Genomic DNA, 15,555 nt, shown 5'->3' with positions numbered 1-15,555 from the left:
TCACAACATGGCCCTTACTTGATAATCATATTTCCAGCGCTCCCCGCTCTACTGCTTAAACCTGACTATTTGAGGTGTTTTATTACCTGATGGCTCCTATGAACCGTAGAAAGTAGTTGAATATCTAACTGGATATTTTGCCAACAATAAGATTGTTCGTGAAATATTGGCGCCCTAATACCTTAAAAAGGTTCCATAGAAATCAAAACTCTAAGAAAAGAAATTCCACACTAAGCCAAAACGGATCACAAAATCGCGATATGGATAGTTAGGTGCAGAGTAATATGTAGGTTCACTATTAAACAAAGAATTAAAATGCTCTGCCTTTAAGTAGATTCTTGTCTGCTGAATCTTTGCATTTATGAAAAAATCCAACATAGGGAAGTTGCCTAACTTTTCATCATTCTGAAGATAGAACTCACCCAATAGCGAGTTATAGGCGTCCATATTATATGCCGTGAAATATTTGAGGGTTACCCCCGTCTGCAAAAACATAGCTTTCTTAAAAACATCGGAAGAGAAGTACAAGGTATTCCTGGTAACCAACTCAGGCACGTTAAGTACTTGATTAGCTTGCGATACATTTTGATACATGACCGTATTGTTCAATGAAAACGAACCAAGTTTAAATTCTTTACTGTATTTGATTTTGGTATGATTAAGTACATTGTTTTCCTGTAGCGGACGTATGGTAGCATTTTCCTTTCCGTCTTCAATGGTTTGGGACGGGTCTTCTCCAAAGTAACTGTAATTATCTACTGTGGAATAGCTAACCATAAGATTACCCCATAGCTCAGATTCTAAATCTAAACGTAACCCGTAGACTTGTTCCTTTTCAAAATTATCAATATTTAACCAATTGTAATTTTCATAATCACTTTGATATAACAAGTAATTAAAATCGGGCATTTTTGATGAGCCAAAAGCAGCTACTGTTACTTTATGCTTATCATTTAACCTATATGATGCAGAAGCGTTCATTTGGTTACCTCCAAGCTCACCAGACAAATTATACTTTGCCATGGCTTTCAATTGAAAACCTTTTATACGTTTCTCATACTCCGCTCCAACAGCTATTTCTTCACCCTTTAATCTGCTGGGTATTGTTACTCCCTCATCATTTATTAATATACTATTGAAAAAGTAGGTGTAATTGTAAAGCGAGACATTACCCTGAAGTCTACCTAGGGTTGCATTATAAAACTCTGCATTAACTTGATTGTACATTGTTTTTAAACTGGCTTTGTCCACAATTGGCGAAACCAAATTATCTCCATAATACTCATTAGGAGTAGTTTGATTAAAAGCGTAGTATTTGGTTTCATAATTAAACTGATGACCAATTCCCAAAGATGTTTTCTCTTGGCTGCTGGAATCCTGCTCCTTTCTTATCAACTTATATAAATGATCATAAAAGTACCGCTTACCCAATATCCTGCTAGATGCATCACTAAAACGAACATCGACCTTTACCCTATTCGTAAATTCCGAGTCCCCGGATTCAAATTGAGTTTCTTCACTTATAAGCCCGCCGTTTTCTTCATTATCAATATCTTGGGCAGCTATGTGCGCGCGTAAGCTATATCTATTATTCTTGGTTACATAATTCGTGGTCGCCCTAAAATTACCTGATTCCGCCTGGTTATACTGGTATTTACCCAAAGAGCGAAAACCCTTATAGGCTAAAGAGAAATTGAGTCTTTTTGAGGTATTGAACGCCAAGCTAGCATCTAACAATTGCCCTTCTTCTAAAGTGGTCTTAAAAAACAGATCGGACATAGGTGTAGCTACGTTATAGTACTTTATGTCTTCTTTTTCAAAATAGCTAGTATGGAGTGCGCTTGCCCCTAGTCCTGGATATAAGTTATTGGAGTTAAAATCAACCCCTAACTTATTGTATGGTTTACCAATATTGGCAAAAGGCATGAGTTCAAAATCATCCTTTCTTAAGTAATTGTATTTATACTCTTTTTGAATGGTAAGCGTGGTATCCAAAAAAACGGTATCTCTGGCAAAAGTAATAATCTTATAATCCTTGATGGTAAGCGGTTCCAGTTCAGGTTCCTCTTCTTTTTCTTTTGGTCCTAACCTTCTAGGCATGCCACGAACGGCCGAGGTATCTATATCTCTAGGGGGAGGAATAGAATCTTCTTGTGCGAAGAGTTGAATACATGAAAAATGCAATAAAAAAATTAAGAGAAAATATTTCATTGAAGCTAGTTACAGCGGTAAAGTTAATTTTTTTAGTTCGTAATTAAATGTGAAAATTTAATAATGCTATCCCAACAGGGTATCTAACTCCTTTTTTGGATGATATCTGCATTACCTATAAGGTAGAATACATCTTCCTTTTTTTCAATCCATCAATCTTTATTCAACTAAATATCGATTATCATTTTTGTCGTTCAAAAGTATTTACCGATATTTCAAAAATAAGTCGATTTACAGTAAGAACAAACCATGTTAAAGTTATATCACGAATTACCATTAAACGAAGCCGGAACCGATGAAGCAGGAAGGGGTTGCCTGGCCGGACCTGTAACAGCTGCCGCCGTTATCTTGCCAAAAGGTTTTACCAATACCATGTTGAACGATTCCAAACTTCTATCTCACCGAAAGCGAGATTTACTGAGACCTATTATAGAATTAGAATGTTCTGCCCATGCCGTGGCTCATATATTTCCTAAAAAAATTGATGAGATCAATATTCTTAACGCATCCATACTGGCTATGCACAAAGCTATTGAACAACTAAAAACTCCTCCAGAATTCATTATCGTAGATGGTAACAAGTTTAAACCTTTTAAAGACATTCCTCATGAATGTATTATTAAAGGTGATGGGAAATATATGAATATTGCCGCGGCCTCAGTTTTGGCAAAAACGTATCGTGATTCGTATATGGACGTTCTCCATGAGGAATTCCCCATGTACAATTGGAAAAAAAACAAGGGCTACCCTACCAAAGAACATCGCGAGGCCATCAGAAAATATGGAATAACTAAATACCACCGGATGAGTTTCCGATTACTACCCAATCAACTTGGAAAAGACTTTTAATTCTTTTTTCTTACAACCCGTAATTGACCTAATTTCTCCATCTATATAGTTTTTAATACCATTTATACAGTTTTCGCATCCAACAAATACAAGTCTTTATTATAAAAAGGCCATTTCGTTTAGCTTTGATGTTAACCTTTTAAGGGGTTATACACTAATGTTCGGAAGAATGTCAATTTCTAAATCCTTGACATACACCATAATTATTGTATTACTAAACATCAAGTACATGAAAACGTTAGGACACTTGCTTAAATTAATCTTACCTGTAGTATGCATTCTTTTTACCTGTCAAACCAGTGATGCCCAAATTTTACGAAAATTAGGAAAGGTTGCAGAAAGAGCAGCAGAAAGAACGGTTGAACGCAGGGTAGAAAAAGAGACCTCCGAAAAAACAGATCAAGCTCTTGATAGTATTTTGGAACCTGGAAGCGGAAAGAAAAAACAGAAAAGACCTTCCCAGCAAAGCGGCAATACCACTAATGAAGATGAATCACCCCATTCCAATGAAGAAATCAATCCCAATACACAAACTTCTAGTGAGTCGGGACCACAGTCTATAAAAGTCTATAGTAAGTTTGATTTTGTGCCTGGAGACAAGCCTATCTTTGTTGACGATTTTTCAGATGAATTCATTGGCGATTTTCCCTCTAAATGGAACACCAACGGAAGTGGTGAACTTGTTACCATAGAAGAACACCCCAACAAATGGCTAAAACTTTTACCAGGGCATAATACTGCATACATTCCAGATTTAACAAATTTACCGGATGAATTTACTTTAGAATTTGATGTTGTTGCAACCGGATTGGATAACAAAACCTCTTCTCAGTCTTATTTAGGTATAGTTGTGAGTGATAACAATACCTTTAAAAAAGGTGCCAACTTGGGTAGGGTAGAATATTCTTTCTGCCAATTTATAGACCGCGGTGTTGTGGTTGAAAACAACATCTCCTCAAAACGGGTAATTAGAAATGAAGTAGGTGCCGATATACGGAATGTGGTTAATCAAAAGCACCACGTTTCCGTAGCAGTAAACAAAGAGCGCTTTAGATTATGGATAAATGAAAATAAATTTATTGACGTCCCAAGGCTACTACCTTCTAATGTACAGATGCAAGGCATAAAATTTACGCTTCGAGGAACGGACACAGAAAAGGAGTCTATACTTATAGGTAATATAAAAGTTGCCAAAGGAGGGGTTGATTTACGGAGGCAGCTACTAGCTGATGGAAAAATATCTACCAACGGAATTTTATTCGATAGTGGATCGGACAACATTCAGCCTCAATCTATGGGTATCATCAGACAGATTTATCAGGTTCTTCAGCAAGACGAAGCAATACAATTAAAAATTGTTGGTCATACTGATGCTGATGGAGACGATACCAAAAACATGAAATTATCTCAAAACCGGGCCGAAGCTGTTAAGAATGCTTTAGTCTCTATATATAATGTCTCATCAGATCGCCTATCCACTAATGGTAAAGGAGAAACGGAGCCCGTAGGCGATAATTCATCGGCGGACGGTAAGGCTCAAAACCGACGTGTAGAATTTATTAAAGTATAAAAAATTAAAAAGAAAACTATGAAAAACCCTCTACTCTTTACATTTTTATTTCTTCTCTTTATCGGATTTGCTTTTGGGCAAGACAGTTGCAGTAAATTCTATCCTCTAAAGGAAGGAAGTACTTTTCAATATACCAATTACGACAAGAAGGGCAAATCTGATGGTACCGTAAACTATACTGTATCTGATGTTCGTTCCGAAGGCTCTGCTTCTGTGGCTACTTTTGACATGAAGCTTACAGACAAGAAAGGAAAAGAAATATTTGAAACTAACTATTCCTTTAGCTGTGAAGACGGCGTAGTCAAGATTGACTACCAATCGCTTTTTCCATCACAAATGATGCAACAATACTCAGAAATGGGTTTGGAGATGGATATTTCAGGAACTGATATAGAACTGCCCAACAATCTTAGTGAAGGTCAAGAATTGAACGATGCCAATGTTACGGTTGCTATGAATATGTCTGGTATTAAAATGAATGTAACAGTTGATCAAACGAACAGAAAGGTAGAGAAAAAAGAAAACGTTACTACGGCTGCAGGCACTTTTGAGTGTTATTTGATTACCGAAAACAGCATCACTAAAACTATGGGTGCTACTATTGAAATGAAATCTAAACTCTGGCTTGCGGAAGGTGTAGGCATGATAAAACAAGAATCTTACAAAGGCAATGGCAACCTCATCAGTAGGTCTGAGCTAAGCGCTTATAATGAGTAATATTATCTGTTAACCTTTACCCAAGCTAGAACATTAAATTAAAACAATAATCAACCTTAATACCCTCAACTATGAAAACGAAAATTACATTTCTGCTATTAATGACCATTATACTGTCTTCTTGTACAAAAATACCCTATGGACAAGTTCCCGATGATGACGAGCCTAACTCCAATATCACATATCAAGACATAAACGTAGATGAAGGTATTAGCAGTGAAGAAAAAAAAATTTTTATCTCGCCGAATAATGTAATCGTAAAATATCAACCACAAGTTACACCTGAAGAACGCGAGGCTATTAGAGATAAATATCCCATTATTGAATTTAAACAATGTGACTGTGGAGACACTAATATTGAGTTATGGATTTTTGACCCGAACATTAGTGAAGTAGAAATTGAGGGTGTGGTAGAGCGCCTTTCAAGAACAAGCCCAAGAGGCACAACACGCGGAGAAAGGTCTTTTGACATAGAGCTTTCACCAGTTGGTCCTTATACCGTTCAAGGGCAAGGTGTTGATGGGGAAGAGGAAGCGCTCATAGCAAATGCAGGTAATTCTAAAATAAATATTGCTGTTATAGATACTGGGCTTGATTTTTACAGGTATCTATTTACAAATGAACCTAAAGAATTCCTTTTCCCAAGTGGCAGATTTGGAAGTTGTTACCCAACTACATCTGGTTGGAACTTTACTCAAGAACCTAACAACCGATATTTTGCAGACGGCAATGGACATGGTACATACATAACCAAAATTATTACCGATGAACTTGATAGCAAAAACCTCAATTATTCAATTTTACCATTAAAAGTATTTGATGATGCCGGAAAAGGTTCCTATTGGAATGTTCTATGTGCACTATCTTATATTAAACAACTGAACCAAAACGGTGCTAACATCAGTATTGTCAATGCAAGTTTCGGAGGGGAAATGCCCCGTGAAATATTTGAAGAACCTGCACCAGGTGACCAAAAAAATATCTTTGCACAGACTATAGAGGACCTTAACAGGGCTGGCGCATTAGTTATTACTTCCGGAGGTAATGACAATAAAGATGTTGATCAAGGACCAAATGGAGACTTTATTTCATCATTTAGGGAGACCAACATACTTACCGTAGGCGGTTATGAATACGACACAATAAATCCAGGTTCGTTACCTATTAAATTGCATCCGCTTTCTAACTACGGCAGTAAAGGGAGTATAGATATCGCTTTAGCGTTTAATGATTACAGAATTATTTTGGATAATTCCGATCCCTCTTTAAAAAATAGAGTTACCCTTCAGGGTACCTCATATGCTACAGCAGCCATGTCGGGAATTGCGGGATCAGTAATTAATCAGGTAGGTAGAGTACCTGCTGAAGAATTAAAGAATCTAATTTTCAACTTAGCCATAGAAGCACCTGAGCTTGATGGTAAGATTGATGAGAGAAGGGTGATTCCTAGAGCTACGAACTAACGAATCATAAACATAAAACAAAAAAGAGCCCATGTGTAACATGGGCTCTTTTACATTTCTGCTTACTCCCACTTTTACAAATAAGTATTTCACCATAAAATTCTTTATATATTTAGATTATTATTGACGTCCTAATAATCTATTTTTCAAAACCTGCATAGTTTTAACTCGAATGATTTCTTATATGCTAAACCTTAAATTTAACTGTGTTATAGTTTTCTTTTTCAGTTATATCTGTATGGCTCAACAGAACACGTTGGTTAAAATCATTAACGCCGATGAAAGTAAGGAAGTCATTCAAAAAAAAATCGATTCATTTTTTTCTGTTAACTCAGAAACAATGTCTCCTTTAGAACTAGCAAATTGTTATCACGATGTAGGCAATAAATGGTACCATGAACAATGGTGGAATGATGGTAAAAAGGGTGATATTATAAATGCAATCAATTACACAAAGAAGGCTCTAGAAATAAAGACAGGTTTAAAAGATTTGGAAAAAGGTTCTTTAGACAATACCTACTACAACCTAGGTGTTTTTTACTATTTGAAAGGCGAAATATACAACGCCATAGAAACCTACAATTATATAAATGATAACGGTACTGATGTTGAATGGATACAAAATGCAAGGCTTGAGCTTGGTTATCTTTATTTAACAACAGGTGATTTCTATAAAGCTTTGGATCGTTTGGCCGAGATGATTTCTCTTTACGATGGTGTTTCCTTTGAAACAATAGATGCCAGGAGAATAATAGATGCCAGAATAATGATGGCGGAGACGTATGCCGAAATGGGACTGAGCGAATTTTCAGATGAGATACAGTATAATTCAAATAAAGCAGACTCTCTTATTAAACTTCACAATGAACCCCACGAGCAGTTTAAAAGACGCATAGACCATTTAGAAGGAAATAGACTTCTGGAAACTGGCAATTATGAACTAGCAATCACCAAACACCAAGAAGTACTTAAAGACTCTGCAAGTTTACAACTAAAGGATATAGCAAATATTAACAACAGTATTGGTTATTCTTACTTTAAATTAAAAAACACTGAAAAAGCTTTAAGGCATTTAAACAAGTCGATAGCTATTGCCGAAGACTATTCCTTACCATATGAAAACTTGGGAGATCTCTATCTACACCAAAATAATTTCAATAAAGCGTTAAAAAATTATCAAAAAGCAATTTTTTTAAAAATCGATACTAGAGAAGATTTAGAAATTGATGCACTTCCCAGTATTAAAACTCTGGAACTTTCAACTCAAAAATTATTCCTTCTAAGTCATATTATAGCCAAAGCAAACGGTTGGTTGAAGTTTTATGAATTCGAAAACAACAAAGACTATTTAAATCAGGCATTAAGTACATTTAGACTGGCGGATCAGCTAGTTGATGTTATTCGCTCAGAAAGTACTGAATACCAATCAAAACTTTTTTGGAGAGAAAAAGGAGCTTCGTTATATACAAAAGCAGTAGAGGCTTGTTTTTTACTTACCAAACCAGAAGAGGCTTTTTACTTTATGGAGCGTAACAAAGCCTTACTTCTTCTTGAAGACATATCAAATGAGCAAGCAAAAATTATCACTAAACTTCCAGACTCTATTGCACAACGCGAATTTAATCTTAAACAGGCCATATTTCTATCTGAAAACGAATTACAGACCAATCCAGATTTAGAAAAAACAGAACTTAAGATATTTAAAAATAAGATTTATAACGCCAAGAAAGCTTATAATGATTTTACAGATTCGTTAAGTGTCATATCACCGGAATATGCAAAACTAAAAAGTAAAGCAGAGCTTCTGACCTATAAGGATTTTAGAAAAAATTATATCTCAGATGATGAAGTAGTATTACAATACATTCTAAACGACCAACAAGGCTATGGACTTTTGACTACGGAAAAGCATACCCAGTTTTTTAAATTTCAAAATGCCCCCGATCTAAACCAAGACATCATAAAATTATACGAGAGTCTTACAAACCTTAGGTTGAATCGTGATGAGATTTCTGCGTATAACCAACTTTCCTTAAATGTTTTTGAACAACTGGTACCGAACCAGGTTTACAGTGGCCTAAAAGGTAAAAAACTCACCATCATACCTGATTACATTTTACAACAGATTCCTTTTGAGGCTTTTGTTATTGAGAACAAACCACCCAAGTACTTTATTGAAGATACAGAAATTAGATATGCGTACTCTATGTCCTATTTGGATGCCAAATCACATATGCTAGGAACTCCCAAAAAAGAACTTTACGCAGTAGCTCCTATTCAATTTGCAAGCTTGGGGCTACCCAGTCTAATCTTTAGCGGTGCCGAAATAGAAGAGATTCAAAAGATTTTCCCAGGAAACATTGCATTAAAAGGTGAAGCAACAAAAGCTGCTTTTACAGCTAATTTTAAAGATTATAGCATTGTACACCTATCTACCCATGCAGATATAGGAGAAAATGAAGATCCTTGGATTGCTTTTAGTGATGATAAACTATTTCTAAATGAAATTTATGCCACTAAAAACCAAGCAGAAATGGTTGTTTTAAGTGCCTGTAATACCTCTATTGGAGAATTAAAAAAGGGTGAAGGTGCTATGAGCTTGGCAAGAGGCTTTTTCCATTCCGGAGCTAAAAGCGTAGTGTCTTCGCTATGGCCTACCTATGACAAAAGCAGCAAAGAACTAATGACCTCATTTTATTCAGCGCTTAGTGAAGGGGCTACAAAATCTGCCGCTATGCGAAAAGCTAAGGTAGATTACATCCAAAAATATCGCGAAAGTGCTATAGCCCCTGCCTATTGGGCTGCTCTTATTGTAATTGGTGACAATACTCCTTTAAGGAACAATACAGAATTCATGCCGTATTGGCTTTGGGCAATTTCTGGTATTCTAATTTTGGCTACTCTTTACTTTTTGGCAAAAAAGAAGAGGTTAAAAGGCTAGTCCTTATTTTAGCTCATCTAAAAGATTTTCAGCATCCGTTTTCTTATACCTGCCATCTGCAATTAAAAGGTTTAAAGACTTTGTAGCTTTATCTTTCTGTTTTTCTTTTAAATATGAAAGTGAAACATACCATAATGCTTGCGGTGCAAACTCTCCTTTACCTTCTATCACCTTATTAAAAAGAGTGATTGCTTCTTCTAATTGATTGTTTTTTAAATACGACTGTGCCAAATAGAAACTGATATTTTCAGAATCAGAAGTTTCTTTTAACTCCGTAAAAAGCTGAATTGCTTTTGTATTGTCATTAGTTTCGTAGGCCGCATAGGCTTCACGCTCCAAAGAACTATCTGTATCCGCCCCTCTAGTAATAGCATAGACCGTGTTAGGGTATTCTTGAAAATTATCATTGTAAAGAGCATTGTAATCAGTGCCCGAGAAATTGTTGTAACCTAACCATCCTAAACCTATTAATAAAGCTACGGATGCTGCCATAGCCCATTTTCGGTAATTTGTTCGTGGTAATGTTTTAACAGGAACATCATTTATCTCTTTTTCGTAACCAATTAGTTTGGCTTTTAAATTATCAGATTCCTTATTACGGATGACCTGTTTAAGGTCATTCTCAAAATCGAATTGCTTCTTAAAGTCCATATCGGTTTTCATCAATTCATTGAACTGCTGTTCTTCCTGAACCGTTAATTGGTTAGAAAAATAATTATATAATAAATGTTCTTTATCCATCATTAGTAGGTATTTGCTTGGATTTTTTCTTTTAAAGTTTTCATACAGCGCGATTTTGCGGACTTTACCACATTCTCACTATTGTAGTTTTTTGCTTCCATTATTTCTTGAATGGTAAAACCTCGGTAATAAAATAACGTCAGTAATTCTTGGCATTTATCACCCAAAGAGCCAAAGTGTTTTTTTAATAATTCTTGTTCTGTAGTTAGGCTCTGTTTTTCCATTTCAAAAGTATTCACTTCGTCATCAACCTCTGCCACCCTAGACAAATCATAATCACCAGAAACCACTTTTTTATTCTTCCGCATCTTATCAAAGATTAAATATTTACCAATGGAAAACAGATATGTAGAAATACTACTAGATAAGCTCTCTAACTTTCCGCTCATGACATTATTATAAAAAATAACGTAAGCATCCTGATATATATCTATGTTTTCTTCTTCCGAAAGGTTATAGCGCCTAGCAAAGTTTAAAAACTTTAGGCGATTAGATTCATATACCTGCTTAAGCAAGTAATCTGAGCCCTTTCGTAAATCTTCAAGCGTTATTTCTGCCTGTATATTTTCCATTTAATGTATATGTAATGAGAAGGTTAACAGTGATGGCATCTAATTTAACATTTTTTGTTTGCCTCGTCTCAAAAACTAAAGATTATTTAGAAAACAGAACATCCGCCACCAGAGAAGTAATCTACTTCCTATGTGGTGAATAAGTAAAATACCCCATCCATGTTAACCTTTATCATTTTTTGAACATAAATAGGGGAACCATAAAAATGAAAAATATGAACACCTACGAAAAATTAGAACTCATAAAAAGAGTATTGATCCTAGCCTTTACGGCATCTCTGTTTGTTCTTTTTAAGCTGCTCACTTAAAGTATATGCTTAGATATACGAGTAACCCCCAAAACTCATCTCAGATACAGAACTCTAATTGAATGCCATTACACCTATATATAAATGTATCCACAAGATTTTGTAGTCCTTAATAACTGAACTGCATATCTCTCTAAAGTTTTAACACTAAAGCATATTCTTTTAAAACCACAATTATGAAAAATGTAAAATCTATTATCTATTTATTAGCAGTTGTATTTTCAATGACAGGATGTACAGACGACGACACTGCGGAAGAACCTTCAAAAGTTACTGCAGTGAGGCTTGGAGCGGTCTCTGACTTTACCGGACCCTGCTCCAAAAAAATTGATTTTGAAGCAGAAATAGATGCCGATGGACCTATGACTGTAAGCTATACATGGTTAAGAAGCGATGGGGCCACTGCTCCGGAAAACTCTATTACGTTTGAAGAAGCAGGAACTAAAAAGGTTACTACATCATGGACTCTTGGTGCAAACGGAGAATCTTATGAGGGCTACTGGCAACAACTAAAAGTCATTAGCCCAGAGGAAATTCTTTCTAATAAAGCCGAGTTTAATTTACACTGTGAAGAAGAAGAAGAAGAAGCTGTAACAATCACCACTACTACCGCTGTTGTAGGAGAAAATAGTTTTACTGGGCCCTGCTCCAAAAAATTTGATTTTGAAGCAGAAATAGATGTTGATGGTCCAACAACTATAACATATACATGGTTAAGAAGCGATGGAGCAACTGCTCCGGAAAACACTATTACGTTTGAAGAAGCAGGAACTAAAAAGTTTACTACATCATGGACTCTTGGTGGAAGCGGAGAATCTTATGAGGGCTACTGGCAACAACTAAAAATCATTAGCCCAGAAGAAATTCTCTCCAATAAATCCGAGTTTGATTTACATTGTGAAGAAGATACAGTAACCATCACTGCAACTACCGCTATTGTGGGAGAAAATAATTTTACCGGACCTTGTTCCAAAAAATTTGATTTTGAAACCGAGATAGAAGCAGACGGCCCAACAACTATAACGTATACATGGTTAAGAAGCGATGGGGCAACTGCTCCGGAAAACTCTATTACATTTGAAGAAGCAGGGACCAAAAAAGTAACTACATCATGGACTCTTGGTGGAAGCGGAGAATCTTATGAGGGGTACTGGCAACAAGTAAAAATCATTAGCCCAGAGGAAATTTTCTCTAATAAAGCCGAGTTCAATTTATATTGCGAGTCAGAAGAGAATGTTGAACTTGTCTCTCTCAGTCCTGACTCACCCTCCACTCTATTTTTGGGAGAGAAGGTCGAGTTTACCTTTAACTATATAACAAGCGAGGCCGCTGGTGTTAGAATATTCGGTAGACCAATGACCGATGGCAGTCCAACACCAGGCTACGCGGCACATGGGTCACCCTTACACGCCACTGGCGAAGGCTCTTCTAATGGGTATTTCACCATACAGGAGAATTCCCAACATGTAGACCAAATACGATTTCAAATGTGGGATGCCGATCAGAGCAATCTTTTGTATGAGTTCTTTATAGATGTTGACTATCAATACCTTGCCCATAGAGTTGTACTAGATAATTTAGAACCAGGTACGAATTCAACATTAGTGGAAGGAGAAAGGGTAAATTTTGATTTCCATTATAAGACAAATGAGCCTGGTGGAGTTAGAATCTTCGGCAGACCGTTTACTAACGGAAGTCCTACCCCTGGCTACAAAGCACATCCATCGGGCATCCATCCTGTGGGAGAAGGAAACGGTAGTGGGTATTTCACCGTCAGTATTGCCGAGACTATAACCCCACATGTTGTTGACCAAATAAGGTTTCAAATGTGGGACGCAGATCAAAATAATCTACTGTACGAGTATTTTGTAAACGTAGACTACGTGTTTACAGAATAATGAGAAAACAGAACAAAAGTAGAAAACCGAGGCTTACACCTCGGTTTTTTTATGGTGTATGTTAACCTTGGTATAGTCTACAACATAAAATACTAAATACATAAATTACAAGCATTATGAAAACTACGTTCAAATATTTCGGAAGCATGATTTTTTTATTAGTGTTGGTTTTAGCATCATGCACAAAAGAAGGACCAGAAGGCCCCATGGGAGCAACAGGGTCTATTGGACCTGCAGGAATACAGGGCGAACAAGGAGAGCCAGGCATTGCTGGACAAAATGGTGTTGATGGGCAAGATGGCACTGACGGACAAGATGGTATTGATGGTCGGAATGGTGTTGATGGTCAAGATGCAGAATTTAGCCCCACATTTTTCAAAGTTAGAGGTAACGGTTTTGCCGTAAAAGACTTGGATGGTGGCACTACCATAGAAACCGATATATGGGATCTTGTAGATTTTGACTCTGCAAATGGCTTTAACACTTCTACAAAACGTTATGTTGTGCAAGAAACTGGCTATTATTTCCTGCAGGCTTATATTCGACACTCAAATGCCGTAACTGATGCCTTTTTTAGGATACAATTTAATATAGACAGGAATGCAAGGTATACACAGAATGTTGATGGGGATGATATAAAGATAAATGTAAGTGGTATTTATCGTTTAACTGAAGGTCAAGAAGTATTTATAGTTTTACGCAATTTTTCCGTTGGCTCTGATGTTCGCATAGATGGCAATGGAAGTTGGTTTGAAGGATACAAAATCAACTAAAAACAATATTTAAACAAAAAACCGAGGCTCAAACCTCGGTTTTTTGTTTTATCAATTCAGCCTCAAAAAGATTTTCAAAATGTTTCTGAAGTTTTTGCTTTACCTCTTCCAAGTCAACCTCCTGTATTCCTAGTTCTACATTTAAAGAAGTAACCGCCTTACCTTTTATCCCACAGGGAATCATTAAATCAAAATAACCTAAATCGGCATTTACGTTTAAGGCAAAACCGTGCATGGTTACCCAACGGCTGGCCCGTACGCCCATGGCACAAATTTTTCTGGCAAACGGCGTGCCCACATCTAACCAAACTCCGGTTTCACCTTCGGAGCGTTCCGCTTTAAATCCGTATTCGGCTAAAGCAAGAATGACCATTTCTTCTAAAAATCTAAGGTATTTATGGATATCGGTAAAGAAATTATCAAGATCTAAAATAGGGTAACCAACTATCTGCCCAGGTCCGTGATACGTAATATCACCTCCTCTATTTATCTTATAAAATTTGGCGTTTTTTGCAGCAAGTTCCTCTTTGCTTATCAAGAGGTTGGCAAAATCGCCACTCTTCCCTAAAGTATACACATGAGGGTGTTCTACAAACAAAAAGTGATTGGGAGTGGGTTCATTAGCCGGCCCACGACGATTACTGATTTTTACATCTACCGTTTGTTTAAAAAGCTCTTCTTGGTAATCCCAAGTGTCCTTATAGTCTTTCAACCCTAAATCCTGTAAATACACCTTCTTGTTCATGGTACAAAGATAAGAAAAGGTAATGGCCTATTTTTCTAACTCTACCTCTATCAAAATTGACTCCGGGTCCTTTATCATATCTAAAAAGTTAACCTCATAAATCATGGTTTTCCCATCCATAGAAAAAGTGGCTTCTTCCACATTGGTAGACTTTACTCGTCTTGGAAAGTGGTATTTAAAGGTGTATGTAGAGCTGGACAAGAACATTTCCGCAGTTTCAAGACTATCTATACTTTTCTGAAACAATTCAGTATCCGTTATCGTCGCCTTACGCTCAAACTTGCCCTTTTTAAAAGTATAATCAACCTGAGTTGCTTCATTAGCGGAATTTTTTGGCATAGGCTTACTACCTGCTGCAGGACCTATGGAACTAGCACTCTGGAAAGCGTTAAAAGCATCGTTCACTTCGGATACATCCTTAAAATCCGTAAACATTTCAAAATTCATAATACCCTTTTCGGCATCCATCATCATGTGAAGACTAAAAGGTTCTAACTTTTTAAGTTCTGCTTGTTGTTCTGGGGATAATTGGGCAATACTATCCTTTTTCTCCCGCAGCAAATCTTTAAAAACAATAGTAGAATCAATAACCTCCTCTAATTGGGTTGAATCTGATGAAGGCAACATTTGTAACATCTCTCCCCCATCAAAGCCAATGTTCATCTTTCCTGTTCCATCTGCTTTAAAATGGATTTCTTCGGTAAAATTGCAGGCTACAAAAAGCACAGTGATAAACACCGTTGCCAAGATTCTAAATAACTTCATAG

At 36.5% G+C, this 15,555-nt stretch carries 12 protein-coding genes; 7 read left to right on the top strand and 5 right to left on the bottom strand.

Annotation, left to right across the window (positions count from 1 at the left end; translation table 11 throughout):
• Positions 1-210: 210 nt before the first annotated feature.
• Entirely contained in the window at positions 211-2,211 is a 2,001-nt protein-coding gene (locus tag IWB64_RS09610; protein WP_194533808.1) for a putative porin, read from the bottom strand.
• 249 nt (positions 2,212-2,460) lie between these two features.
• On the opposite strand from IWB64_RS09610, the gene IWB64_RS09605 reads away from it, so the two are divergent.
• The 5 genes from IWB64_RS09605 (at position 2,461) to IWB64_RS09585 (ending at position 9,751) form a co-directional block, all read left to right on the top strand.
• Positions 2,461-3,060 carry a ribonuclease HII gene (locus IWB64_RS09605; RefSeq protein WP_194533807.1) on the top strand — a complete coding sequence of 200 codons (600 nt, stop codon included), beginning with the start codon at positions 2,461-2,463 and terminating at the stop codon, positions 3,058-3,060.
• Positions 3,061-3,289: 229 nt separating this feature from the next.
• The gene (locus IWB64_RS09600; protein ID WP_194533806.1) at positions 3,290-4,630 is read left to right on the top strand and encodes an OmpA family protein; all 1,341 of its coding nucleotides are present in this window, start codon (positions 3,290-3,292) and stop codon (positions 4,628-4,630) included.
• An 18-nt stretch (positions 4,631-4,648) separates the two neighbouring features.
• Positions 4,649-5,347, top strand: a complete 699-nt coding sequence (locus tag IWB64_RS09595) for a TapB family protein (protein WP_194533805.1) — start codon at positions 4,649-4,651, stop codon at positions 5,345-5,347.
• 71 nt (positions 5,348-5,418) lie between these two features.
• The gene (locus tag IWB64_RS09590; RefSeq protein ID WP_194533804.1) at positions 5,419-6,810 is read left to right on the top strand and encodes a S8 family serine peptidase; all 1,392 of its coding nucleotides are present in this window, start codon (positions 5,419-5,421) and stop codon (positions 6,808-6,810) included.
• A 238-nt stretch (positions 6,811-7,048) separates the two neighbouring features.
• On the top strand, positions 7,049-9,751 hold the full coding sequence (locus IWB64_RS09585) for a CHAT domain-containing protein (RefSeq protein WP_226975847.1): 2,703 nt from the start codon (positions 7,049-7,051) through the stop codon (positions 9,749-9,751).
• Positions 9,752-9,754: 3 nt separating this feature from the next.
• Here IWB64_RS09585 and IWB64_RS09580 read toward each other — a convergent pair whose 3' ends face one another.
• The gene (locus IWB64_RS09580) at positions 9,755-10,495 is read right to left on the bottom strand and encodes a tetratricopeptide repeat protein (RefSeq protein WP_194533802.1); all 741 of its coding nucleotides are present in this window, start codon (positions 10,493-10,495) and stop codon (positions 9,755-9,757) included.
• Positions 10,495-11,064, bottom strand: a complete 570-nt coding sequence (locus IWB64_RS09575; RefSeq protein WP_194533801.1) for an RNA polymerase sigma factor — start codon at positions 11,062-11,064, stop codon at positions 10,495-10,497. The genes IWB64_RS09580 and IWB64_RS09575 overlap by 1 nt, the downstream gene beginning before the upstream one ends.
• Before the next feature lie 484 nt (positions 11,065-11,548).
• Between IWB64_RS09575 and IWB64_RS09570 the strand changes: the two genes are divergently transcribed.
• Both IWB64_RS09570 and IWB64_RS09565 read left to right on the top strand, forming a co-directional pair.
• The gene (locus IWB64_RS09570; protein WP_194533800.1) at positions 11,549-13,270 is read left to right on the top strand and encodes a hypothetical protein; all 1,722 of its coding nucleotides are present in this window, start codon (positions 11,549-11,551) and stop codon (positions 13,268-13,270) included.
• 116 nt (positions 13,271-13,386) lie between these two features.
• Positions 13,387-14,043, top strand: coding sequence for a collagen-like protein (locus tag IWB64_RS09565; protein WP_194533799.1), 657 nt, complete (start codon positions 13,387-13,389; stop codon positions 14,041-14,043).
• A 28-nt stretch (positions 14,044-14,071) separates the two neighbouring features.
• Here IWB64_RS09565 and lipB read toward each other — a convergent pair whose 3' ends face one another.
• A complete protein-coding gene (gene lipB, locus IWB64_RS09560; RefSeq protein ID WP_194533798.1) occupies positions 14,072-14,788 on the bottom strand; it encodes a lipoyl(octanoyl) transferase LipB in 717 nt (238 codons plus the stop codon).
• Between the two features lie 27 nt (positions 14,789-14,815).
• Complete coding sequence (locus IWB64_RS09555) at positions 14,816-15,553, bottom strand: hypothetical protein (RefSeq protein WP_194533797.1); 738 nt, start codon at positions 15,551-15,553, stop codon at positions 14,816-14,818.
• Positions 15,554-15,555: the final 2 nt, after the last annotated feature.

The sequence above is a fragment of the Zobellia nedashkovskayae genome (assembly GCF_015330125.1).
GTDB lineage: Bacteria > Bacteroidota > Bacteroidia > Flavobacteriales > Flavobacteriaceae > Zobellia > Zobellia nedashkovskayae.
Note: the sequence above shows the minus strand (reverse complement) of the source record. Positions and strands in the feature narration are given on the sequence as shown.

Excerpts from the sequence above, each read along its gene's own strand:
- IWB64_RS09555 (WP_194533797.1), bottom strand. The coding sequence starts at position 15,553 with ATGAAGTTATTTAGAATCTTGGCAACGGTGTTTATCACTGTGCTTTTT.
- IWB64_RS09610 (WP_194533808.1), bottom strand. The coding sequence starts at position 2,211 with ATGAAATATTTTCTCTTAATTTTTTTATTGCATTTTTCATGTATTCAA.
- IWB64_RS09600 (WP_194533806.1), top strand. The coding sequence starts at position 3,290 with ATGAAAACGTTAGGACACTTGCTTAAATTAATCTTACCTGTAGTATGC.
- IWB64_RS09595 (WP_194533805.1), top strand. The coding sequence starts at position 4,649 with ATGAAAAACCCTCTACTCTTTACATTTTTATTTCTTCTCTTTATCGGA.
- IWB64_RS09575 (WP_194533801.1), bottom strand. The coding sequence starts at position 11,064 with ATGGAAAATATACAGGCAGAAATAACGCTTGAAGATTTACGAAAGGGC.
- IWB64_RS09605 (WP_194533807.1), top strand. The coding sequence starts at position 2,461 with ATGTTAAAGTTATATCACGAATTACCATTAAACGAAGCCGGAACCGAT.
- lipB (WP_194533798.1), bottom strand. The coding sequence starts at position 14,788 with ATGAACAAGAAGGTGTATTTACAGGATTTAGGGTTGAAAGACTATAAG.
- IWB64_RS09570 (WP_194533800.1), top strand. The coding sequence starts at position 11,549 with ATGAAAAATGTAAAATCTATTATCTATTTATTAGCAGTTGTATTTTCA.
- IWB64_RS09580 (WP_194533802.1), bottom strand. The coding sequence starts at position 10,495 with ATGATGGATAAAGAACATTTATTATATAATTATTTTTCTAACCAATTA.
- IWB64_RS09585 (WP_226975847.1), top strand. The coding sequence starts at position 7,049 with ATGGCTCAACAGAACACGTTGGTTAAAATCATTAACGCCGATGAAAGT.
- IWB64_RS09590 (WP_194533804.1), top strand. The coding sequence starts at position 5,419 with ATGAAAACGAAAATTACATTTCTGCTATTAATGACCATTATACTGTCT.
- IWB64_RS09565 (WP_194533799.1), top strand. The coding sequence starts at position 13,387 with ATGAAAACTACGTTCAAATATTTCGGAAGCATGATTTTTTTATTAGTG.